The following is a 23194-nucleotide window of genomic DNA, read 5'->3' as shown; positions in this document are numbered from 1 at the left end:
AAAGAATAAGAAGTAAAATAAGTTAATTAACCCCTTAAGGGGTGGTGTGAGAAGGTACAGCGGTCGGCAGACTAATTCAGAGTATCTTAAGACACCTGCAAGTAAGGGCTAGAGCAAACCACCCGTTTTACGGGTGGTTATGATTTAATTATTACAAAAAATGTCCCGAAAACTTGCAACTGCCAAAGCTGCATCAGACGTCTTTATTTTAATATATAGTTAGCTTTTCTGGAGTATGGCTTTTAACGATATCAATAACATCATTTTTAACTTCATCATCTAATTCTTTAAGTATCAAGGTCATTTCTCCGTCAAAATTCCGTTCATAATATCTACTTAGTAGATTATTTACCAATAAACCAATTATACTTCCCACCGCAGCACCATAAAATATTATGGCTAATATTCCTATAATGGCTAGACTAGATAAGCCAAGGATATTTACATTGAATAATATTATGAAAAATAAAGATAAACACCCAATAATTGCTCCTGATATTATTCCCTTTAAGGTATTGTCTAGTCCTAATGGAGATATTTCTTTAGAACGCTTAATATGAATATTTGAAATATACCTATCACTTTTCATGATTTTATCATTTTCATTTATTATAAAAATATGACCTTTCACCTTAGGATTTTTTCTAAGCTTCTTCATAAGTTTTTTAAGATTTATAATATTATTGAAAGTGGCTATGATATTAAACACAATATCACCTCCTTATATATAGATTTCCAATAGTAAAACTTAATTTATGCATATCAAAATATCCAAAGCTTTTGGGGATTTTTGATGTGTATAAATTAATTGTTTTACTAGAATATCTATAATTATTATATACCTAAAAAGCTATAAATAAACAATAAATTTCTAAATATTCTGAAAATAATTATTATTTTAAATCATTATATATTTGTATATAATGATATTAGCGACTTGCATATAAAGTAGAGATTTATAGTGAAAATTGAGATTAAGACCAAGGTTAAGATTGAGGGATAGAGCTTTTATCTTGTGAGAGTAGATTTAATTTCTTGTCTTAATCTTAACCTTAAACTTAATCTTGATCATAAAGCTTTACCCCATACAATGAATAAGGAGGGTTTGTATGTCTGTTGATATGGACTATATTAATCAGTTTACTGACATGATGTCAGAAGGTTTTATATTTATTGATAATGATGGAAAAATCCAATTATATAATAAAAAGGCAAAGGAAGTTTTTGGAGTAATTTATAATCAGGGTAAGGGTCATGAGTCTGGTAGAATTTTAAAGGGAGATATAGTGATAATTGCCGATAATAATTTAGGGAGAGATGATGGAGGACTTAGCCCTCAAAACCTAAGCATGATAGGTATTGAAGATGAAAGTATAGATTATGGAGATTCTATAATAGCAATAGGCTGCTATAAAGACAATAAAAATTCTTCTATTTATAAATATACGAAGAATTATAAACAAGATTCAATGAGTCTTAGGACAAACTTTTTAGATGTACAAATTGATGTAAGTATAGATTTTATAGGTAGAATTATTAATATTACTGTAAATAATGAGATATTTCAAATCGAATATATAAATGCAATAGGTCATATGGTAGTACTTGATGGAAAAACAGGAAGGGTAAAGTTTTATCAAGCAAATGGATATACAATAAGAAGGGAAAGTATATTTGACTTGCTTATGGGTAAAGAATACATGGCTAAGGGACAAAATTTAGAAGTGAAAGTTATTGGAAGAGATATATTTGAGATTCATGGCAACATACCTGCTATTAAAGAATTTTATGAAACGGCTAAAGGAAAAAATTTTAATTTTAAAGACAAATTTATTGAGATAAATGGAAGACCCACTTTATGTTCACTTGCTCCAGTGAATAGAAAGGGCAAAAGAGTAGGAGCTCTTTTAAAGGTTAAAGATATATCTGAGCTAAAAAAACTAATAGAAGAAAGAAACGAAGCCATTTTAAAATTAGAGGAAATCGAAAATAAAATTAAGAAAGGAGAAAAGGAAATTGATTTATTCCCTAACATAATTGGAGAAAGTGATGAAATAAAGGAAGTTAAGAATCTCCTTTATAAGGCTTCAAAATCTAATTCTACGATTCTCTTACTAGGAGAAAGTGGAACGGGAAAGGGGTTAATGGCAAAGTCTATACATGAGAAAAGTAAGAATAGGGACAACCCTTTTATACATGTGAATTGTGGTTCTATACCAGAAGGTCTTATAGAAAGCGAGCTTTTTGGATATGAAGAAGGTTCTTTTACTGGAGCTAAAGCTAAAGGGAAAATTGGATTCTTTGAGATGGCAAAGGGAGGGACTATATTTCTAGATGAGATAGCTGAAATACCTCTTCCTATGCAGGTAAAGCTTTTACAGGTTTTACAAAGTAAAACCTTTTTTAGAGTAGGTGGGACAAAAGAGATTAAAGTAGATGTTAGAATTATAGCAGCAACCAATAGAAATCTAGAGGAGGAAGTTTTAAATGGTAGGTTTAGGGAAGACTTATTTTATAGAATAAATGTATTTCCTATTTGGATACCTCCATTAAGAGAAAGAAAGCAAGATATATATCCTATTGTACATTATAAGCTTCCTGAGATCAGTAGAAAGGCTGGATATGAAGAAAAGCATATATCTGGACAGGCTTTAAGAAAGCTTAAGAAATATGCTTGGCCAGGTAATATTAGGGAGCTTGAAAATATACTTGAAAGAGCAGTAATTTTATGTGAAGGAAATACCATACTTTCAGAGCATTTAAAAATAGAAACTAAGGATGGAGGAAAAAAAAATAAAGGTGATATAAAAACCCTAAAAGAAGCAGTAATGGATGCTGAAAAAAAAGTTATTATAGAAGTCCTTAGAATCTGTGATGGAGATAAAAAGAAAGCGATGAGTATGTTGGATATTGGGAAGACCAGTTTTTATGATAAGCTGAAAAAATATAATGTAAATGTTCAATAAAACGGAAATGCATCCGAAAAATCGGATAAAAGACTTGTTTAAAATGTACTATGAATATTTACTATAAGAGAAATTAGTTCGAAAATTCGGAAAGAAAAATATTCTAATTTCATAGATTACCCATTTTACTTGGCTTGTAATTTGGCATAATAATTGCATAGATATTATAAAATTGATTTTATAATACAAAGAATGGGTGATTAATTTGGAAAGAAAAACTAATAATGATAATTATATGTTTAGTGGCTTAGATACAGTAATGCTTGCTAGAGAATATGGGACTCCCTTATATGTTGTATCTGAAGATATTATTAAGGAAAAATGTAAAGAAATACGAGATAGTTTTATATTAAAATATAAAAATGTTAAAGTTGCTTATGCCAGCAAAGCATTTTTGAATCTTGCTATGTGCAAAATCATAGAAAGGGAAGGCTTATGTTTAGATGTGGTTTCAGGGGGAGAATTGTACACAGCCATAAAGGCAAATTTTCCTATGGAAAAAATATTTTTTCATGGTAACAATAAAAGTAGAGCTGAATTGGAGCTTGCAATATCCAATGATATAGGAAGAATAGTTGTAGATAATCTATATGAGCTTGAGTTAATAAACAATATTGCAAAAAAAATGAATAAAAAATCAAGGGTACTATATAGAGTTACTCCAGGTGTAGAGAGTGAGACCCATAAATATGTTATAACTGGACAAAAGGATTCTAAGTTTGGAATTCCCCTGGTAGATGATATAATATTTGAAGCTATTAAGCGTGGTATGGAGTATGAGAATATCGACCTTTTAGGATTTCATTTTCATGTAGGCTCACAGATATTTGACAATAAATCTCATATAATAGCTACGGAAAAGATTATGAATTTAATAAAGGAAGCAAGGGATAGATTTGGGTTTATTACAAAGGAATTAAATACAGGTGGAGGATATGGAATATATTATAAACAAGGAGACAATCCCAAGCCTATAAATTATTTTACCGATGCTATAATGGAAAAGGTATTTAGTAAGTGTAAAGAATTTAATTTAGATTTACCAACTATTATAATAGAGCCAGGAAGATGGATCATAGGAGAAGCAGGCATAACCTTATATACAATAGGTACCATAAAGGAAATACCAGGAATAAGAAAATATGTAGCTATTGATGGAGGAATGCCAGATAATCCAAGACCTGCACTTTACGGAGCAAAATATGAGGCTGTTGTAGCCAATAAAATTAATGAAGAAGCAAAAGAAACTGTAACAATAGCTGGTAAATGCTGTGAAACAGGAGATATATTAATATGGGATCTTAAGGCTCCTAAAACAGAAGCAGGAGATATTTTAGCAGTCTTTAGTACTGGAGCCTATAATTATTCTATGGCAAACAATTATAATAAAATTCCAAGACCTGCTGTAGTACTTGTAAGTGAAGGTAATGTAGAAACAATAGTTGAGAGGGAAACCTATGAAGACTTAATATCCAGATATAATATCCCTTTACATTTAAAATAAGGATTTTTTCGAGAAAATTAAAGCTTACGTAGTGCAAAGAAAAGACTCCAATATTATGATACTGGAGTCTTTCAGTCTTTAAAGATAGATTATAATGAAAAAAAATTCTTGAAATTAAGAGATAAAAAGACCTATGAGAAAACTTCCCATAGGTCTAAATGTAATCTTCGAAAACTTTTTGAACTGAGCTTACATATATATTAAAATCTTTATTTGAAAATAGTATAAATCGTATTTCCTTAAAGCTTATTTTGTCTAAAACATTTTTTACAGTAGTAAGGGCGATAATTGATGCTTTTTCAATTGGATAACCATATACACCAGTGCTGATAGAAGGAAAAGCAATGGACTTTATGTTGTTTTTGTGGGCAAGTTTTAAGCTGTTTTTATAGGCATTTGCTAAAAGTATAGGCTCATTATTAGTTCCTCCTCTCCATATAGGGCCTACAGTATGAATAACGTATTTTGATGGAAGGTTTCCTGCTGTAGTTATAACTGCTTCACCGACATGGCAACCACCTTGTTTTTTTCTTATAGCTTTACATTCCCTTAGTATTTCAGGGCCGCCTGCTTTATGTATAGCACCATCTACTCCACCACCGCCTAATAGTGTAGAATTTGCAGCATTTACTATAGCCTCTATTTTTTGTTTGGTAATATCACCTTGAATTAGATTTATTTTTGTATTTTTATAGATAAGTTCCATATTCCCCATACCTCCATTTAATAATAGATTTATAACATTATAATATCATAGTGAATTGGTAATAGGAATTGAGGTTGAGATTAAGACTAAGATTAAGAAATTTAAGGTCAATTCTATTGATGTTTTTAAAATCTGAAAAAAATATAGGAATTTAAGTAAAGACTTTAATTTATACATGTCCAAAATGCCCAGAAACATTGCATATTCGTACATGTATAAATTAAGTTTTACTATGTAAATCCTATATATTAAACTAAAAAGCGTCGTCAGACGCTTTTTTTATAATAATTCATTAGAAATAGTAATAAATTTTTTCTTAGCATTTTCAAGATTATTGGAATTAACTTCTGTGAATTTATACCATCCTCGTTGATTCATAGCACCTAATACTTCAAATTGACAATCTTGAACATTAGATAAGCTTATACTTAATATATTTCTTAGGTTTTTACTAGTGGTTTCAATAATAGATGAATTATATGAAGAAGCAATATGATTTTCTGATATCAATAAATCGTTAAGCAATTCTTTTTCAGTAAAATCGGAGCCATAAGTCATATTATTAACCTCCTTAGGACATTTTTGAATTAAATTCAAAAAATATGAAATACTATTGATGTGAAAGTAGATAATTAAGTAAATTATTATAGTTTTCTTTATGTTTATTAGAAGATTTTTGGCAAAGGTTTTTAAGCTGAGCATCATTGAAATATGATGCGTATAGGCTATATTTTCTGTTCATCATTGCCTCATAAGCTAATTGATTTTCAAGAACTTTAAGACCAGCTTCATCTAACTTAGGATTAGAATACATTATACTCCTCCTTTACGAATATTACTTATTTATATTATTTGGAGTAAATAAATATATATTGCTTGTAAATTATGAAGATGATAAACATAATTAGAAACATTGGATATTCTTATAATTAAAAACTAAGTATTATCATTTAAAGTTAAGAAATTCCATCGATAACTTTTTTAAAGTTTAAATATAGGAATTTAAGTAAAGACTTTAATTTATAGATGTCCAAAATGCCCAGAAACATTGCATATTTGTACATGTATAAATTAAGTTTTACTATGTAAATTCTATATAGTTATCAAAAAATAAATGATAAAGGAGGTGTATTATGGGCTTTTTTGATAATTTCCTAAATATATTTAGAGTAAAGAATGGAAAAAGAAATAATACTGCAAGTAATAATGATTTAGTTAATATGAAGGATACCCACTTATCCTTTGGAGAAGACCCAGGTTCTATTGGAAACCCAAAGAATGAGCACAAATGATTTCAAATGTTAAATAGACTCCTATATTTTTATAGGAGTTTATTATATTTTGTAGAAATAAAACAATAATACATGTATAACCTTAAATTTTAAAGGGTCTTTCATTGATATATATTTGCTAAATATTCCAACAATTATTTGCTGTATTGACAATTATAAAATAATTTGATACTTTATATAGAAATAATAAACAGAATAGCAACACTCATATAAATCCAGTAATATGGTCTGGAAGTATCTACCAGGCAACCGTAAATTGTCTGACTATGGGTGAAATTATTATAATGCATACTTGTCTTTCAACTGAAGAGATGAATTAAGTGTGTAATTTGTCTGCATAATAATTTCACTCCTACGGAGTTATTATGCAGATTTTTTATTATATAGAAACTTAAACATCTCTTGAAGAAATTTTATGTGTTAGATAAAGTGATTCCAACTAATACAAGGAATTGAAAACTATTATCAATAAAATATCGGTGCAAATTGTTTTTTTAAAAACTTACTAGAAAGATCTTAATACTTGCAACTTAAAACGTGCCCTACGGGTGTTTTTGTCCTAGAAATTTAGAACTATTTTTAAGACATTATATGGATAGTATGAATTTATATTTCATTGATTTGCAAACAATAATGAAAAAATGGAGGATGTGAATTATGGAGGGAAAATTAATTAAAGAAGGCTTAACCTTTGATGATGTACTACTTATACCACAAAAATCTGATGTACTTCCCAAGGAAGTAAATGTAAAGACAAGACTTACTAATAAAATAAAACTGAATATACCAATTATGAGTGCGGGAATGGATACAGTTACTGAGGCAAGGCTGGCAATTGCCATAGCTAGAGAAGGTGGAATAGGAATAATTCATAAAAACATGTCTATTGAAAAGCAAGCAATGGAAGTAGACAAAGTAAAAAGAAGTGAACATGGAGTAATAGTGGATCCATTTCATCTTTCTCCAGATCATGCAATATCTGATGCATTAGAGTTAATGGAGAGATATCATATATCAGGTGTTCCTATAACTGATGAAAATAAAAAATTAGTTGGTATTTTAACTAATAGAGATATAAGATTTCAAAATGATTTTAGTAAGAAGATTTACGAAGTAATGACTAAAGAAAATCTTGTAACTGGCAAGGAAGGTACAACCTTAGATGAAGCTGAAAAAATACTCAGAAAGTGGAAAATCGAAAAACTTCCAATAGTCGATGAAGAAGGTACATTAAAGGGTCTTATAACTATTAAGGATATTGAAAAAGCAATAAAATATCCAAATAGAGCAACGGATGAAAGAAATAGACTTTTAGTAGGGGCTGCCATAGGTATAACTAATGATATGATGGAAAGAGTAGCAGCTTTAGTAAAGGCAGGTGTAGATGTTGTAGTCTTAGATACTGCCCATGGACATTCGAAGGGTGTTTTAGATGCTGTTAAGAAGGTTAAAGCTAAGCATCCAGAGCTTCAGGTTATAGCTGGTAATGTTGCTACAGGTGAAGCAACCGAGGATTTAATCAAGGCTGGAGCCGATGCTGTCAAAGTAGGAATTGGACCAGGTTCTATATGTACAACTAGGGTTGTAGCAGGAATAGGAGTTCCTCAAATAACAGCAGTTTATGATTGTGCCAAGGCTGCAAAGAAATATAATATTCCTATAATAGCTGATGGTGGCATTAAATATTCTGGAGATATACCTAAGGCAATAGCTGCGGGAGCAGATGTGGTTATGCTTGGTTCCCTGTTTGCAGGTACAGAAGAAAGTCCTGGGGAAACAGTTATATATAAAGGAAGAAGCTTTAAGGTTTATAGAGGAATGGGTTCACTTGGAGCTATGGCTGCTGGAAGTAAGGATAGGTATTTCCAAGAGGATGCTAAAAAATTTGTTCCAGAAGGAGTAGAAGGAAGAGTTCCATATAAAGGAGCACTTAGAGAAACTATATACCAATTAGTAGGTGGACTTAAGGCTGGAATGGGATATTGTGGCACTCCTAATATCGAGGCTCTCAAAGAAAATGGTAAATTCGTAAAAATAACAGGAGCAGGGCTAAAGGAAAGCCATCCTCATGACATCCATATAACAAAGGAATCACCGAATTATAGTTTTAGAGATTAATAAATTTTAGGGTAGGTTATAGGGTCAAGATTGAGACTAAGATTTAGATTGAGAGTTAAGGTCATTATTATATGGTTAATATAAGACCAAAGAGGAATACCTTTATACTTAATCTAAATCTTAATCTTGTCCTTTACGATCTGACCTAAAAGAAAACTGGGAGGAGTTTATAATGGAGTCAAAAGAATTAGTGCTGATAGTAGATTTTGGTGGGCAATATAACCAATTGATTGCTAGAAGAGTTAGAGAAGCAAACGTATATTGTGAAATAGTGCCTTACAAGAAAGCTTTAAAAAGAATTAAGGAAAAAAATCCTATAGGTATAATATTTACTGGTGGACCTGCCAGTGTATACGCTGAAAATGCACCAACAATTGAAAATGAAGTATTTGAGCTAGGTATACCAGTGCTTGGAATCTGCTATGGTGGACAGCTTATGGCAAAGATTTTTGATGGAAAAGTAAATAAAGCTCCATCGAGAGAGTACGGAAAAATCCAATTAAACATAGCTAAAAATAAAGATATATTTAAAGATATTGAAGATAAATCTGTTTGCTGGATGAGTCATACTGACTTTATCGAAGTAGCTCCAGAAGGATTTGAAATAACAGCTACAACAGATAATTGTCCTGTGGCAGCAATGGAAAATAAGGAAAAGAAGCTATACGCAGTTCAGTTCCATCCAGAGGTTGAGCATACTCCATTTGGAAAACAATTCATTAAAAACTTCTTGTATGAAATTTGTGGATGCTCAGGAAACTGGACTATGCATAATTTTGCACAAAAAACTATAAAGGAGATCAAAGAAAAAGTTGGAGATAAAAAGGTTTTATGTGCATTATCTGGAGGAGTAGATTCTTCTGTGGCAGCAGTATTAGTTCACAAAGCAATTGGTGACAATCTAACATGTATATTTGTAGATCATGGCCTTTTAAGAAAAAATGAAGGTGATGAGGTAGAGGCAGTATTTGGTGAGAAATTCAATATGAATCTTATAAGAGTAAATGCTGGAGAAAGATTTTTAGGAAGACTAAAGGGAGTAACTGATCCAGAGACAAAGAGAAAAATAATCGGAGAAGAATTTATAAGGGTATTTGAAGAAGAATCTAGCAAACTTGGAGAAATAGATTATCTTCTGCAAGGTACAATTTATCCTGATGTTATAGAAAGTGGTACTGATGAAGCGGCAGTAATCAAGAGTCACCATAACGTTGGAGGACTTCCAGAGGATATGCACTTTGATTTAATAGAGCCTTTAAGACAGTTGTTTAAGGATGAGGTTAGAAAAGTTGGAGAAGAATTAGGTATGCCAAAAGAGATTGTTTGGAGACAGCCATTTCCAGGCCCAGGTCTTGCTATTAGAGTACTAGGTGAAATTACAGAAGAGAAATTAAAAATAGTTAGGGAATCGGATGCCATATTAAGAGAAGAAATTAAAAAAGCTGGCTTGGATCGTGAAATATGGCAGTACTTCACAGCTCTGCCAAACATGAAGTCAGTTGGAGTTATGGGTGACGAGAGAACTTATAGTCATACAGTAGGGATTAGAGCAGTTACATCTACAGATGGCATGACATCTGACTGGGCTAGAATACCATATGACGTGCTTGAGAAGATATCAAATAGAATAGTAAATGAAGTGGATAATGTAAATAGGATAGTTTACGACATAACTAGTAAGCCTCCTTCAACTATTGAGTGGGAATAGATATTAAAACACCTCTGAACCAAGTAAAAATAAAGTTTCAGAGGTTTAATTTTTGCTTGCCATAGCAGAATGGCAACATTATTTTTTATATAAGATGATATAAAAATGTATTTTTCCAAATATGTATATTATAACTAGATATATTTTAAAAGTGGAATCCTAAAAAGGGATACTGATTTTTTAAAAGATAGATTAATATGATTATTTTTCATTCAGATAGAGAAATTATAAGAAGACTTTTAAAATAATTGGATTAAAGTGTATCATTTTTTTCTATTCCTATTGATAGCTATTTTTAAAACATAATTATGAAATTTTTTAAATGTATTATGCAATTTCCTCAATTATTAATATATATCCTGAATTATTCATAACCCAAAACATATAGTTTTTGAAAATCTTCCATAATATCTTCAGAGTAACGCTTAAGCGCCTGGTTGGCTTTCAGTCTAATGACATAATGGGCACCATATTTTTCAGCTAGTTCATAGAGTTCTGGTGTAGCAAAGCCACTATCACCCCTAATGAGTATCATTGTGTTAGGATATTTTTCTTCAAGCCATTTAAGAACAGGAGCTAAAAATTCTTTCATGTTATTAGAGGTATAAACACTGTTTTCTATGAATAATTCAGGTTAATAATGAAAAATGACATTTACAGCATTATTGATGTTTTAGCATAATTATGATAAAATTACGCTAAACTAATAAAGGAGTGATAATTGTATGCCAAATATTAGACCAGTATCGGATTTGAGAAATAACTTTGCAGATATATCAAGGGTTGTTCATGAAACTCAAGAACCTGTATTTTTGACCAAGAATGGTTATGGGGATATGGTTGTAATGAGCATAGAAGCTTACGAACGGAAACTTTTTGAAAGTGAAATTTACTTTAAACTGAAGGAAGCGGAACTGGAAGCCAAAACAACTGATAAGAGATATTCCCATAAAGAAGTCTTTGACGAATTAAGGTCAAAACTTTCTGAAAGGATGGAATCTGATGAAGTATGAAATTAGATATCTGCCTTTCGCAAATAAAGATTTATCTAATATTGTATCTTATATTGCAGATGAGTTAAAAGCACCAAAGGCAGCAATGGATTTAATTGATGCATTTGATACTTCCATATCAAGATTTGCACAATTTCCATATTCATGTAGGGTTTTTCAGCTTGAAAAATCCCTTGAAAATGAATATAGAATCCTACCAGTAAAAAACTACTTAGTGCTTTATGTGGTTAAAGAACAGATTGTTGAAATTCACAGAGTTATATATGCTAAAATGGATTTAAGCAAAGTCATAAAATGATATTATTGACATTATATAAAATACATACCAGTTTACAATTAATCTATATATAGCTAACGTTTTGTTTTGAGTGGTATCATCTTTTTCATTGCTTAGATTTTCATTATCCGTAAATATGTCAATTTCTTCTGGATTTGTAATAAATATTATCTTAATGTTTGATTTGTTGAATTTTTGGATATATTAATCATATCAGACACCTCCTAGGTTGTTTTGATAAACCCAGTAAAACAGTTAATTTATACACATCAAAAATCCTTAAAAACTCTGGATATTTTGATATGTATAAATTAAGTTTTACTATGGGAAATCTATAGATATTCCAGTAAAACAGTTAATTTATACACATCAAAAATCCTTAAAAACTCTGGATATTTTGATATGTATAAATTAAGTTTTACTATTGGAAATCTATATATATAAAACAAAATTATTTATAAAGTGGTGATAAATTATGGATAAGAAAATTAAGGCTCCAGATTTAAAGGATTTGCTAGATAGGACTAATAATGATTTAGGGAAAGAGATTGGTTTAAACAATAATGAAATAGGTGTTAAGGTAACAGATAAAGGAGATTTAGCTACTCGTATTGTTGGAGGATATGTTGGAGGACAGATGACAAAAAATATTGTTGAGAAAGGAAAAGACAGTTCTAGCTTTTAAGGTTAGGGAAATTTTATTGGGCTTTAAAAAGACGGTTCGATACCAAAAAGCGAACCATCTTTTAATAACTTTAGCACGAAGTATTGACTTAAATTTCTTGTTGTATAGGAACTCAAACATTCTTGCGAAAAATTAAAACTATTACTAGTAAAATATTAGTATGAATTATTTTCTTTTAAAACTTATTAGAAAAGACCCTAAATACTTGCAACTAGAATACATGGCAAGACGCTTTTGTCCAAACTTAGAACTTAAAAAGGGCGTGAAGCCCTTTTTAAGTTACTTGTTTATTAATTTTTCCAATTCGGTTAGGAGTTGATCAAATTTTTGTAATGCTTTTTCCACTGGCTCGGGGGTAGACATATCTACTCCTGCTGATTTTAGAAGATCTATTGGTCCGTCAGAGCCACCTGCTGCAAGGAAATCAAGATATGCATCTCTAGCGTCCTCACCATCATTTATAATTTTATCGGATAAGTTGATTCCAGCGGATAGTCCAGAAGCATATGTATATACATAGAAATTCCAGTAGAAATGAGGTATTCTAGACCACCATAACTTAACTAACTCATCTACCTCGAAATCTTCACCATAGTATTTTTTCATTAAATTACCCCATGTTTCATTGAGGAAGGAAGCTGTTAATGTTTCTCCTGATTCTGCTGCCTCATGTATGTTTTTTTCAAATTCAGCATACATTAACTGTGTATAGATTGAACCCCTGATTTGCTCTAAATAAGAGCCTATAAGATATATTTTTTCTTCCTTAGTCTTAGCATTTTTAATTAAATAATCATACATTATAGCTTCGTTGGTAGTGGAAGCTACTTCAGCTGTAAATGTCACGTAATCTGCTTTGCTATATGGTTGCTTTTTATTTGAATAATAGCTATTCATTGCATGACCCAATTCATGAGCTAGAGTTGAAACTTCATTCAATGTACCGTTATAATTTAAAAGAATATATGGATGGGTATCATATGAACCCCAACAATAGCCTCCAGAATATTTGCCTTTAGTTTCGTATACATCTATCCAACGATTATCGAATGCCATTTCAAGATCCTTAATATATTGATTACCTAATGGCTTTAGGGCTTCTAATACCATTTTTTTAGCATCTTCATAGGGGATATTTGAATTCACTGATTTAATCATAGGTACATACATATCGTAGTAATGAACCTTATCTTCGATACCCAAAAGCTTCTTTCTTAAGGATACATATCTATGTAATGGTTCTAAGTTGTTATTTACAGCTTCTATAAAGCTGTCATATACCTTTGGCTCAATATCACTAGAAAGTAGAGCTGCTTCAAGGGCTGAGTTATATTTTCTTGCTCTAGCATTAAAGATATTTGTCTTTACTTCTCCATATAAAGTAGCTGCCAATGTGTTTATACCTTCCTTGTAGCTGCCAAATTCACCTTCGAAGGCTTTTTTTCTTGTATTACGATTTGGGCTTTCAAGGAGCATACTATAGGTTGCTGGAGATAAGACAAGCTCTTCTCCATTTTCGTTTTTGATTTTTTTTATGTTTCTGTCATTATATTTAAAGGCTTTATAAATATTTTCAGGAGTGCTAGAAAGAGTTCCTGCTAGTGCCATTAAGCGTTCTTCTGCTTCTGAAAGTGTATGCTCTTTTCTTTTCAATATACTTTCCAAATATATATCATAGTCCTTTAATCTACTATCTTTTATATAATTTTTTAGCTTGCTTTCAGGAATAGATGATAATTCTGGTTCTATAAATGAAGTAGCTTCATCTATTGCAGAAGCTATTGAATCTGCTCTATCACCCATTTTTAAATATTTATCTACAGAAGTATCTGAATCACTTCGCATCCATGCGTATACTTGTAGTTTATCGTACAAACGACGAATTTCAGATACAAGGGATAGACATTTAGCAATGTTTCTAGAGCTTTTTGCTAAGGTACCTTTATATTCTGCCACATTAGGTATCATTTCTTCTAATTTTTTATAATCAGCTTCCCAAGATTCATCGGTTTCATAAATATCTTCTAATCTCCATTTGTATTGTTCTGCGATTTCCTCTCTTGTAGGTATATTATTTCCTTCAGCATATACCCCTAGAGATGAAAAAAGCATAGTAAATAATATAATACATACCAATGCTTTTGACCTAAATGATTTTGTTAACATAAAAATCCCCCTTTACATATAAAGTTTTTAAAACATATAAAATAATAGTTATCATTTTAACATTATTTTATATCTAGACAAATACAAAGTCAAGAAAATTTTGTAAATTCCAAACATTGTTTAAAGTAAAGGAAAATTTCATAAAAGCTAGTATCGATAGAAAATAACGTAACGGGTTAGGTTTATACATAAATGCATACAACTAATTCGAATTGAATTTTTATATATTTAGAGAATGTTCGTATATAAGTAGCGAAATAATAAAAAAAACATAGATAAAATTCGTAAAAACTATTGACTAGTAAAAATTACTTTGTTATGATTTATTTGTCGAAAAAAAGAATATCCTCTCATATAATTTCCGTAATATGGTCGGAAAGTATCTACCAGATAACCGTAAATTGTCTGACTATGAGTGAAATTTGTCTAAGTGGGATTATCCACTTGGCGGTGAGATAATACTTGTCGCAGAAGTTTCACTCTCTATATGTGTAGCTTCTGTTTTTTTATTTTATCTCAAAAAAAATTTCATTTGTATAGAACACATTTATTGTGATTCTATTGGGATAATCGCTTCAAAAAAATAAATAATAAAAGCGAATATCTATAATTAAAAGATGAGGTGGATAAGATGACTGAAAGATTTTTTAAGCTGTCTGAAAACAATACAAATGTGAAGACTGAAGTAATGGCAGGTATCACTACTTTTATGACTATGGCATATATATTGATAGTCAACCCATTAACTTTATCTGCTACTGGAATGGATTTTGGAGCTGTATTTACTGCAACTGCATTATCTGCAATTATAGCAACATTGGTTATGGCTTTTATTGCAAATTTACCCTTTGCATTGGCACCGGGTATGGGACTTAATGCATTTTTTGCTTATACAGTAGTATTAGGAAGCATGCAGGCTTCATGGCAGTTTGCTTTAACCGCAGTATTTTTAGAAGGAATCATATTTATCATTCTCACATTTTTAAATGTTAGAGAAGCTATAATTAATGCTATACCATTAGCCCTCAAAAAAGCCGTTTCGGTTGGTATAGGCTTGTTTATTGCATTTATAGGACTTTTTAACTCTGGTATTGTTGTTACAGGTATGTTTCACATAGGCGATGGAAAGTTAGATGGTATTCCTGTAAAAATTGGACATGTAACTTCAGGACCAGCATTATTGGCGATTATAGGTTTAATAATTACAGGATTTTTATTGGCTAAAAAAGTAAAGGGAGCATTATTATATGGAATATTGATTACTACAATAATTGGTATACCAATGGGAGTTACTCAGCTTCCAGCTGACTTGAAATTTGTTAGTACTCCTCCATCATTACAAAAAATATTTTTCAAATTTGATTTTTCTGAAATTTTTTCTTTGAAGATGTTTTTAGTACTATTTTCTTTCTTATTTGTAGACATGTTTGATACCGTTGGAACATTGGTTGGAGTTTCAACTAAGGCTGGAATGTTAGATGAAAATGGGAAGGTGCCAAGAGCAAAGCAAGCATTATTTGCTGATGCAATAGGGACAACTATTGGAGCGATTCTTGGAACAAGTACGGTAACAACATACGTGGAAAGTGCATCAGGTGTGGCTGAAGGTGGTAGAACAGGGCTTACAGCATTATCTACTGCTGGTATGTTTGCTATAGCTTTATTTCTATCTCCGTTATTTATAATGATACCATCTGCTGCAACAGCACCAGCTTTGATATTAGTTGGACTTTTCATGATGTCACCAATTAAGGAGATTAATTTTGATGATTTTACAGAAGCTATACCAGCTTTCTTAACAATAATTATGATGCCCCTTGCATATAGTATTGCAGAAGGTATAGTATTTGGTATGACAAGCTATGTTCTATTGAAGCTTTTAACAGGAAGATATAAAGAAGCTTCTCCACTTTTGTATATTTTATCCATATTATTTGTATTGAAGTTTATTTTTATAGCATAGATTTGGGTTTTTGTAGATAAATATTTATTATTGTGATGAAAAATGGAGTTGTCTCATTATTAGATAGCTCCATTTTTGATTAGATTGAAATAAGTATGTTTTTAATCAAAGATTTGGTTTTAAAGACAGCTTAATTTGATATAATAGTGTTATAAATAATGATAAAGGTGATATATATGAGGATAAAGAAAGAGGTAGAAGAAAGAATATATGAGATGGAAAAGGTAGCTGAGTTATTTGGTATAGAACCCTTTGATATGTATTTCTTAGGAGGATCTGCATGTATTTTAGGAGGATATAGTGATAGAGCTACAAGAGATTTTGATTTTATAGATTTGAACTATTCTGCTAAATTAGGTAAGGTGTTTATCCATCTAAGAGATTTTGATATGTTGGAGTATGAGAGTACATTAATTTCTCCTAAATATAGAGAAAGAGCAATACAGTTAGAACAATTTAGATATTTAAATATATATATTTTATCAATTGAGGATATAATTGTTAGTAAAATTATCAGGCTGCAGAATAAGGATTTACAAGATATAGATATTCTTATAGAAAGAGCCGATAAAATCCTTATTAATCAAATTATTAATGAAGTAATCAATAGAGATGATTTATTTGATTCTAAAAAGAAAGGATTTATTGAAAAATTGGAGTTGTTTAGGGAGAGGTATAATGTATAGAATAGTATGTGAAAGCTATATAAATTATATGAATGATTTTACCCAATGTGATAAAGATAATTTCCGTTATAAGATTATGCTGCCATTTAAGCTATTATTGGATTTAGAACAGTATAGAAAAGAGAAAGAAAAAACAACTTTAACCTATAAGAAATTAGAACATTTTATATGGGCTATAAAAGAATCTATTGAAGATTATCCTAATTTTAAAGCATTTTTATGGACATTAGAGTCGAGAGGAATTAAAGGTAAATATTATGGAGTGTTAACTGAAGAGGAATTAAAAGAGCAAATGAAAATATTAAATATGTTTTTAAGATTGGCTTATTGGAATTAGATTAACAATCAAAACAATATAGTCCAGGACATTTTATAGGTACAAAATATATTTAAATTTTATAAACGTTAAAAATACCAAATAGTTTTACATGAATTTAAATACTCACATTAAAACTAGGAAATAATATATTTAAACATAAATGTGAAAGGAGCAAATACATATGTCTAAAAAAGAAACAGTAAAAGCACTTAATAAATTGCTTCAGGGAGAGCATATGGCAATAGAGGCCTTTAATATCTATATTAATGAAGTTGATGATGAGTATATGAAGAAAACTTTTCAAAAAATACAAAATCAGCATAGAGATAACATGACAGTTTTATCAAACTATATTCAAGATTTAGGTTATAAGCCAGATGAAAAGCTAGGATTAAAGGGTGTAATGGGTGATTTTATGGTTAATATGGAGCTGGCTGGAGATACAGATTCCTCTTATGTAATAAATAAAGCTATAAAAGGAGAAAATCAAGGTATAAATATGGCTGAAAAGGTATTGAGGGGAAAACTTGATCAAACTAGTAGAACATTAGCCGGAGAAATACTTAAAAAGGATAGAGAAAGCCTGTCAAAGCTAGAAGAGCTTAGGCATTGATTATTGTGAGCTTATGGCTAATAGAGTATAGTAAGAGATCCCTAAATGGATTTTAGAGGTATAAAATATATAATAACCCAAAAGGTTATACCTAAAACCGTTAACAGGAAAACGAGAACTGGCAACAACAAACTTTGTTAAAACATCCTAATAAACTCCCTTCCTGCAGGTGGTAGGGGTATCTTACTATGGGTAACAACCCCTATACTTCTACTGGGAATATTTTCTTTAATATTCAGTGTGAAAATCCTTTCATTTTTCAGTTCTTCCTTTATAGCATCTTCTATGACAAAGGAAATCCCCAGACCTATTTTAGTCATTTCTACAAGCAAATCTATACTATCAAGCTCGAATTCTGGCAATATTTTTACGTCATTTTTTTTAATTAATTCATCAAAGTACTTTCTTGTTGTCGAATTTTTTTCCAGACTTAATATTGGATATTTTTCAAGCTCCTTCAATTTGACAGCTTTATTCTTCAAATTACTGAAATTTTCTCCAGCAATAAAAACATCCTGTATAGCCTTCACTGGAGTTACATTTAAATTTTCATATTTATACTTATTACTTAAATTAACTACTGCGATGTCGATGCTCCCACTCTCTAATAAATTTATACATACTGGAGATGGTCTATTTGTTATGTGAATCTTTATATTAGGATAATCCTCATGGAATTTTTTGAAGTAAGGAAGGAGAAAATATTTACAAATTGTATCACTGGCACCGATTCGTATTTCACCTTGAGTTAGGTTATTGATTTCAGATAAAGCCCTTTCGCCAGAGCGTATAAAGTTAAAGGCTTGCTCTATATGTTTAAAAAGGGTTTTACCTTCATAAGTTAGCTTCATATTTTTAGTATGTCTAAAGAAAAGCTTAGTATTTAACCTTTTTTCTAAAAGCTTTATAGATTGACTTACTGCTGATTGGGATACAAAAAGCTTTTCAGCGGCTTTAGAAAAGTTCATAGTTTTTGCTGCAAAATAAAAAACCTTGTAAAGCTCAAAATTAATATCCATTCCTTAGCTCTCCTTATAATAAACATTAATATTATTAATTTTAATTATATATTTTACTATGTTAGAATTAAATTGTAAAGGGAGACAAGCGGTAAATAGTGAATAATTAATAGTGAATACTTATATAGTTATGATTTGATATATATGTTAACTTATTGTGATAGTAAATAAATTTTTTTGTTTTAAGATAACTTAGAGGGTTTTAATATTTCATTTGAGTGATTTTTATAAACCTGTTTTTCCCTTTATATAAAAAAACAGGTTTATTATATGAACGAAAAGGAAATATTAAAACTCCCGCAATAGAAAATAGCTTGGAGAGTTAAATTATACAATATTAAATATTATAAGAAAACTATTTCAATAAATATAGGAGGAAAAACCATGAAAAATGTTGTTAGGCGACTTTTTGTCGAAAAGAAAAGAGGTTTTGATGTCGAGGCACAGCATTTATTAAAAAATATAAAGGATAATTTAGGAATAAAAGAACTTGAATATATCAGGGTTATTAATCGTTATGATATATCTGGAGTTTCCATAGAAGAATTTGAAAGGTCAAAAAGAACTATTTTTTCTGAACCGAATGTTGACAATGTATATGATGAAGTTTTAGAGATTAATGATGATGAAAAGGTATTGGCTATAGAGTTTTTACCTGGACAATATGATCAAAGAGCCGATTCTGCTGCTGAATGTATTCAGATATTAGCTCAAAAAGAAAAGCCAATTGTTCATGTTGCTAAATTATTAATATTAAAGGGAAGTATAGATAACGAAGATTTTGATAAAATAAAGAATTATTGTATAAATCCAGTAGATTCAAGGGAAGCTTCCCTTGAAAAGCCTGACAGTTTGGAAATGAAAGTGGAAGATCCAGAGGAGGTTAAAATTTTAGAAGGGTTTATCGATAAAAGTGAAGACGAGATTGCAGTTTTTAGAGAAGAATTAGGATTTGCAATGAACATTGATGATCTTTTATTTTGTAGAGACTATTTTAGAGATACGGAAAAGAGAAATCCAACTATTACTGAGCTGAAGGTAATAGATACCTATTGGTCGGATCATTGTAGGCACACCACTTTCCTTACAGAGATAGAAGAAGCTGAGATTGAAAAGGGTTTATATGGAGATGTCATCGAAGAAGCATATAATGAATATCTAAAATCCAGAGAGTACGTTTATCGTGATAAAAAGAAGGATATCTGTCTTATGGACATAGCAGTTATGGCAATGAAGGAACTTAGGAAAAAAGGTAAGCTAGATGACCTTGAGGTATCCGATGAGATAAATGCTTGCAGTATAGAAGTTGATGTGGATGTAAATGGTAAAAATGAGAAATGGCTTGTTATGTTTAAGAATGAAACCCACAATCATCCTACTGAAATAGAACCCTTTGGTGGTGCAGCCACTTGCCTTGGTGGAGCTATAAGAGACCCATTATCAGGGAGAGCATATGTTTATCAGGCCATGAGGGTTACAGGAAGTGGAGATCCAAGAGCAAGAATTGAAGATACATTACCTGGAAAGCTGCCTCAAAGAAAAATTACTATAGAAGCTGCTGCGGGATACAGTTCCTATGGAAATCAGATAGGACTAGCTACTGGGCAGGTTGCTGAAATATATGATGAAGGCTTTTTAGCGAAGAGAATGGAGATTGGTGCGGTTATTGCAGCTGTACCAAAGGAAAATGTTAGAAGGGAAAAGGCTGTAGAGGGAGATTTAATATTACTCGTTGGTGGAAGAACTGGTAGAGATGGATGTGGAGGAGCTACAGGGTCTTCTAAGGAACATACAGAAGAGTCTATTTTCACATGTGGAGCAGAGGTGCAAAAAGGAAATCCTCCCACTGAAAGAAAGATACAAAGATTATTTAGAAGACCAGAGCTCACAAAGCTTATTAAAAAATGTAATGATTTTGGAGCTGGGGGAGTTTCAGTTGCTATAGGTGAACTTGCCGATAGCCTAGAAATAGATTTAGATAAGGTTCCGAAGAAATACGAAGGATTAGATGGAACAGAGCTTGCTATATCAGAGTCTCAAGAACGTATGGCAGTAGTGATTGACAAAAACGATTTAGATAAATTTAAAGAGATTGCAAAGGAAGAAAATCTTGAAGTAGCCTTAGTGGCAAGGGTAACTGACACTGGTAGATTGATAATGAAATGGCGTGGAGAGAGTATTTTAGATATCAGCAGAGATTTTTTAAATACAAATGGTGTTAAGCAAAGAACAAAGGCTAAGGTAATTGAGCCATCAAAGAAAGATAATTATTTTGATAGTACAGCCTCTGAATATAAAGGGAAAGAAATTAAAGCTGCATGGATAGAAAATTTAAAGGATTTGAATGTTGCTGATCAAAAAGGATTAGTTGAAAGATTTGATAGCACAATAGGTGCTGGAACAGTACTAATGCCCTTTGGTGGCAAATATTCCCTAACACCTACTGAGGGTATGGTAGCAAAAATACCAGTACTGGATGGAGAAACCAATACTTGCACCATAATGACATATGGTTATAATCCGAGGCTTGCTAAATGGAGTCCCTTCCATGGAGCTGTGTACGCAGTAATAGAGTCAATTTCAAAGGTTGTAGCCCTTGGAGGAAACTATAAAGGTATCAGATTAACATTACAAGAGTATTTTGAAAAATTAGGTGACGATAAAGAAAAATGGGGTAAACCATTTAGTGCATTGCTAGGAGCTTTTTATGTTCAAAAGAAGCTTATGATACCAGCTATCGGAGGAAAAGACAGTATGTCAGGAACCTTTAAGGATTTAAATGTTCCTCCTACATTAGTATCCTTTGCTGTAGATATAGCAGATGCTAGAGCTATTGTATCACCAGAATTTAAGAGAGAAAATAGTTATGTGGTATTGATACCACTTAAAAAGGATGAGAGAAATATCCCAAATTTTGACAAACTTGATAAAAATTATTCTAAAATTTATGAGCTTATTCAAGACAAAAAAATATTGGCTGCTGATGCTGTAAGAATAGGTGGTATAGCAGCCACGGTTTCTAAAATGGCATTTGGAAATAAAATAGGACTTAAATTCCTAGATCAAATGGAAGCTCAGCAGCTATTTAAGGCTGATTATGGTTCAATGATTTTAGAAATAGACTCAAAGGAAGATTTAGATAAATTATTAAGTGGTATTGAGTATAAAATTTTAGGAAGAACTCAGGAGAAAAGAGCAATTGATATAAATGGAGTAACCATTGATCTTGATGAAGCTATAATAGCCTTTAGAGAACCATTAAAGGATATTTTCCCAATCAAAGAAGATGCGGAGGGAGAACCAGAAACAATAGCATATGAAAAGGGAAGCATAAAAAAGTCTAGTGTAAAGATTGCAAAACCAAGAATATTAATACCTGTATTCCCAGGTACAAATTGTGAGTATGATACAGCTAGAGCCTTTGAAAGGGCTGGAGGTATTGCTGAGACCATGGTCTTTAGAAACCTTACTCCAAGGGATATTGAAAAGTCTATTGAAGAAATAGTACAGAAGATAGACAATTCTCAAATCATAGCCTTGCCTGGTGGCTTTAGTGCAGGAGACGAACCCGATGGTTCAGGTAAATTTATAGCAACCGTATTTAGAAACCCTAGGGTAAAGGAAGCGGTTATGAAGCTTATGAAACATAGGGATGGATTGATGTTAGGTATATGTAATGGATTTCAAGCCCTTATAAAGCTAGGCTTACTACCCTATGGAGAAATAAGGGATATAGATGAAAGCTGTCCAACTTTAACCTTCAATAGGATAGGACGTCACGTATCATGTATGCCTATGACAAAGGTAGTATCTAATCTTTCTCCTTGGTTTAACAATGTAAAGGTTGGAGATGTTCATAGAATAGCCATGTCCCATGGAGAAGGAAGATTTGTTGCTAGAGATGATGTAATGAAAAAGCTTATAAAAAATGGTCAGATTGCTACACAATATGTTGATTTTAGTGGAAACCCAAGCTATGATGGAGAGTTTAATCCTAATGGCTCATTTAATGCAGTTGAGGGAATAACTAGTCCAGATGGAAGAATCCTTGGCAAAATGGGTCACTCAGAAAGACTTGGTAAGGATATATGTAAGAACATACCAGGCAATAAGGATCAGAAATTATTTGAAGCTGGAATAGGGTATTTTGGTTAAAAAT

20 protein-coding genes and 2 riboswitches are annotated in these 23194 nt (G+C 31.3%); of the genes, 13 read left to right on the top strand and 7 right to left on the bottom strand.

Features of this window, described 5'->3' with window-relative positions; genetic code table 11:
* Window positions 1–208: 208 nt before the first annotated feature.
* On the bottom strand, window positions 209–709 hold the full coding sequence (locus BUB36_RS12720; protein WP_073150844.1) for a hypothetical protein: 501 nt from the start codon (window positions 707–709) through the stop codon (window positions 209–211).
* 400 nt (window positions 710–1109) lie between these two features.
* Here BUB36_RS12720 and BUB36_RS12715 point away from each other — a divergent pair, with 400 nt between their 5' ends.
* Together BUB36_RS12715 and lysA are read left to right on the top strand one after the other, a co-directional pair.
* Window positions 1110–2966: a sigma-54 interaction domain-containing protein gene (locus BUB36_RS12715; protein WP_084112030.1), complete on the top strand. Its 1857-nt coding sequence runs from the start codon at window positions 1110–1112 to the stop codon at window positions 2964–2966.
* A 196-nt stretch (window positions 2967–3162) separates the two neighbouring features.
* On the top strand, window positions 3163–4470 hold the full coding sequence (lysA, locus tag BUB36_RS12710; RefSeq protein ID WP_334293004.1) for a diaminopimelate decarboxylase: 1308 nt from the start codon (window positions 3163–3165) through the stop codon (window positions 4468–4470).
* Window positions 4471–4624: 154 nt separating this feature from the next.
* On the opposite strand, the gene BUB36_RS12705 is transcribed toward lysA, so the two are convergent.
* From BUB36_RS12705 to BUB36_RS12695, 3 genes are all read right to left on the bottom strand, one after another.
* Complete coding sequence (locus BUB36_RS12705) at window positions 4625–5176, bottom strand: O-acetyl-ADP-ribose deacetylase (RefSeq protein WP_073150838.1); 552 nt, start codon at window positions 5174–5176, stop codon at window positions 4625–4627.
* Window positions 5177–5455: 279 nt separating this feature from the next.
* Window positions 5456–5734 carry a spore coat protein gene (locus tag BUB36_RS12700; protein WP_073150836.1) on the bottom strand — a complete coding sequence of 93 codons (279 nt, stop codon included), beginning with the start codon at window positions 5732–5734 and terminating at the stop codon, window positions 5456–5458.
* Window positions 5735–5786: 52 nt separating this feature from the next.
* Complete coding sequence (locus tag BUB36_RS12695; RefSeq protein ID WP_073150833.1) at window positions 5787–5990, bottom strand: hypothetical protein; 204 nt, start codon at window positions 5988–5990, stop codon at window positions 5787–5789.
* A 319-nt stretch (window positions 5991–6309) separates the two neighbouring features.
* Between BUB36_RS12695 and BUB36_RS19740 the strand changes: the two genes are divergently transcribed.
* The 3 genes from BUB36_RS19740 (at window position 6310) to guaA (ending at window position 10294) form a co-directional block, all read left to right on the top strand.
* Window positions 6310–6468 carry a hypothetical protein gene (locus tag BUB36_RS19740; protein WP_165613087.1) on the top strand — a complete coding sequence of 53 codons (159 nt, stop codon included), beginning with the start codon at window positions 6310–6312 and terminating at the stop codon, window positions 6466–6468.
* A gap of 185 nt (window positions 6469–6653) precedes the next feature.
* Window positions 6654–6755: riboswitch (purine riboswitch) on the top strand.
* A gap of 370 nt (window positions 6756–7125) precedes the next feature.
* A complete protein-coding gene (gene guaB, locus BUB36_RS12690) occupies window positions 7126–8586 on the top strand; it encodes an IMP dehydrogenase (RefSeq protein WP_073150830.1) in 1461 nt (486 codons plus the stop codon).
* Between the two features lie 172 nt (window positions 8587–8758).
* Complete coding sequence (guaA, locus tag BUB36_RS12685; RefSeq protein ID WP_073150828.1) at window positions 8759–10294, top strand: glutamine-hydrolyzing GMP synthase; 1536 nt, start codon at window positions 8759–8761, stop codon at window positions 10292–10294.
* Between the two features lie 364 nt (window positions 10295–10658).
* Here guaA and BUB36_RS20395 read toward each other — a convergent pair whose 3' ends face one another.
* Entirely contained in the window at window positions 10659–10916 is a 258-nt protein-coding gene (locus BUB36_RS20395) for a transposase (protein ID WP_278247836.1), read from the bottom strand.
* Window positions 10917–11019: 103 nt separating this feature from the next.
* On the opposite strand from BUB36_RS20395, the gene BUB36_RS12675 reads away from it, so the two are divergent.
* The 3 genes from BUB36_RS12675 to BUB36_RS12665 all read left to right on the top strand — a co-directional run bounded on the left by BUB36_RS12675 (window position 11020) and on the right by BUB36_RS12665 (window position 12269).
* Window positions 11020–11307, top strand: coding sequence for a type II toxin-antitoxin system Phd/YefM family antitoxin (locus BUB36_RS12675; protein WP_073150822.1), 288 nt, complete (start codon window positions 11020–11022; stop codon window positions 11305–11307).
* Entirely contained in the window at window positions 11297–11605 is a 309-nt protein-coding gene (locus BUB36_RS12670; RefSeq protein WP_073150819.1) for a type II toxin-antitoxin system RelE/ParE family toxin, read from the top strand. The genes BUB36_RS12675 and BUB36_RS12670 overlap by 11 nt, the downstream gene beginning before the upstream one ends.
* 454 nt (window positions 11606–12059) lie before the next feature.
* Window positions 12060–12269, top strand: a complete 210-nt coding sequence (locus BUB36_RS12665; RefSeq protein ID WP_073150817.1) for a small, acid-soluble spore protein, alpha/beta type — start codon at window positions 12060–12062, stop codon at window positions 12267–12269.
* 279 nt (window positions 12270–12548) lie between these two features.
* On the opposite strand, the gene pepF is transcribed toward BUB36_RS12665, so the two are convergent.
* Window positions 12549–14435, bottom strand: a complete 1887-nt coding sequence (gene pepF, locus BUB36_RS12660; RefSeq protein ID WP_084112027.1) for an oligoendopeptidase F — start codon at window positions 14433–14435, stop codon at window positions 12549–12551.
* Window positions 14436–14765: 330 nt separating this feature from the next.
* Window positions 14766–14867, top strand: a riboswitch (purine riboswitch).
* Window positions 14868–15066: 199 nt separating this feature from the next.
* On the opposite strand from pepF, the gene BUB36_RS12655 reads away from it, so the two are divergent.
* The 4 genes from BUB36_RS12655 to BUB36_RS12640 all read left to right on the top strand — a co-directional run bounded on the left by BUB36_RS12655 (window position 15067) and on the right by BUB36_RS12640 (window position 18016).
* The gene (locus BUB36_RS12655) at window positions 15067–16398 is read left to right on the top strand and encodes an NCS2 family permease (RefSeq protein WP_073150814.1); all 1332 of its coding nucleotides are present in this window, start codon (window positions 15067–15069) and stop codon (window positions 16396–16398) included.
* Between the two features lie 176 nt (window positions 16399–16574).
* On the top strand, window positions 16575–17084 hold the full coding sequence (locus BUB36_RS12650) for a DUF6036 family nucleotidyltransferase (RefSeq protein ID WP_073150810.1): 510 nt from the start codon (window positions 16575–16577) through the stop codon (window positions 17082–17084).
* Window positions 17077–17421, top strand: a complete 345-nt coding sequence (locus tag BUB36_RS12645) for a hypothetical protein (RefSeq protein WP_073150807.1) — start codon at window positions 17077–17079, stop codon at window positions 17419–17421. The genes BUB36_RS12650 and BUB36_RS12645 overlap by 8 nt, the downstream gene beginning before the upstream one ends.
* 163 nt (window positions 17422–17584) lie before the next feature.
* The gene (locus tag BUB36_RS12640) at window positions 17585–18016 is read left to right on the top strand and encodes a DUF2383 domain-containing protein (protein WP_073150804.1); all 432 of its coding nucleotides are present in this window, start codon (window positions 17585–17587) and stop codon (window positions 18014–18016) included.
* A gap of 137 nt (window positions 18017–18153) precedes the next feature.
* On the opposite strand, the gene BUB36_RS12635 is transcribed toward BUB36_RS12640, so the two are convergent.
* Window positions 18154–19035, bottom strand: coding sequence for a LysR family transcriptional regulator (locus tag BUB36_RS12635; RefSeq protein ID WP_073150802.1), 882 nt, complete (start codon window positions 19033–19035; stop codon window positions 18154–18156).
* Window positions 19036–19419: 384 nt separating this feature from the next.
* Here BUB36_RS12635 and BUB36_RS12630 point away from each other — a divergent pair, with 384 nt between their 5' ends.
* Window positions 19420–23190 carry a phosphoribosylformylglycinamidine synthase gene (locus BUB36_RS12630; protein WP_073150799.1) on the top strand — a complete coding sequence of 1257 codons (3771 nt, stop codon included), beginning with the start codon at window positions 19420–19422 and terminating at the stop codon, window positions 23188–23190.
* The last annotated feature ends 4 nt before the right edge of the window (window positions 23191–23194 follow it).

Source organism: Paramaledivibacter caminithermalis DSM 15212 (assembly GCF_900142245.1).
Lineage (GTDB): Bacteria > Bacillota > Clostridia > Peptostreptococcales > Caminicellaceae > Paramaledivibacter > Paramaledivibacter caminithermalis.
Note: the sequence above shows the minus strand (reverse complement) of the source record. Positions and strands in the feature narration are given on the sequence as shown.

Bases quoted from the DNA above. Each gene is read 5' to 3' on its own strand.
- BUB36_RS12705 (WP_073150838.1), bottom strand. From the start codon at position 5,176: ATGGAACTTATCTATAAAAATACAAAAATAAATCTAATTCAAGGTGAT.
- BUB36_RS12640 (WP_073150804.1), top strand. From the start codon at position 17,585: ATGTCTAAAAAAGAAACAGTAAAAGCACTTAATAAATTGCTTCAGGGA.
- BUB36_RS12715 (WP_084112030.1), top strand. From the start codon at position 1,110: ATGTCTGTTGATATGGACTATATTAATCAGTTTACTGACATGATGTCA.
- BUB36_RS19740 (WP_165613087.1), top strand. From the start codon at position 6,310: ATGGGCTTTTTTGATAATTTCCTAAATATATTTAGAGTAAAGAATGGA.
- BUB36_RS12695 (WP_073150833.1), bottom strand. From the start codon at position 5,990: ATGTATTCTAATCCTAAGTTAGATGAAGCTGGTCTTAAAGTTCTTGAA.
- BUB36_RS12665 (WP_073150817.1), top strand. From the start codon at position 12,060: ATGGATAAGAAAATTAAGGCTCCAGATTTAAAGGATTTGCTAGATAGG.
- BUB36_RS12700 (WP_073150836.1), bottom strand. From the start codon at position 5,734: ATGACTTATGGCTCCGATTTTACTGAAAAAGAATTGCTTAACGATTTA.
- BUB36_RS12645 (WP_073150807.1), top strand. From the start codon at position 17,077: ATGTATAGAATAGTATGTGAAAGCTATATAAATTATATGAATGATTTT.
- BUB36_RS12630 (WP_073150799.1), top strand. From the start codon at position 19,420: ATGAAAAATGTTGTTAGGCGACTTTTTGTCGAAAAGAAAAGAGGTTTT.
- pepF (WP_084112027.1), bottom strand. From the start codon at position 14,435: ATGTTAACAAAATCATTTAGGTCAAAAGCATTGGTATGTATTATATTA.
- guaA (WP_073150828.1), top strand. From the start codon at position 8,759: ATGGAGTCAAAAGAATTAGTGCTGATAGTAGATTTTGGTGGGCAATAT.
- BUB36_RS12675 (WP_073150822.1), top strand. From the start codon at position 11,020: ATGCCAAATATTAGACCAGTATCGGATTTGAGAAATAACTTTGCAGAT.
- BUB36_RS12635 (WP_073150802.1), bottom strand. From the start codon at position 19,035: ATGGATATTAATTTTGAGCTTTACAAGGTTTTTTATTTTGCAGCAAAA.
- BUB36_RS12655 (WP_073150814.1), top strand. From the start codon at position 15,067: ATGACTGAAAGATTTTTTAAGCTGTCTGAAAACAATACAAATGTGAAG.
- guaB (WP_073150830.1), top strand. From the start codon at position 7,126: ATGGAGGGAAAATTAATTAAAGAAGGCTTAACCTTTGATGATGTACTA.
- BUB36_RS12670 (WP_073150819.1), top strand. From the start codon at position 11,297: ATGAAGTATGAAATTAGATATCTGCCTTTCGCAAATAAAGATTTATCT.
- BUB36_RS12650 (WP_073150810.1), top strand. From the start codon at position 16,575: ATGAGGATAAAGAAAGAGGTAGAAGAAAGAATATATGAGATGGAAAAG.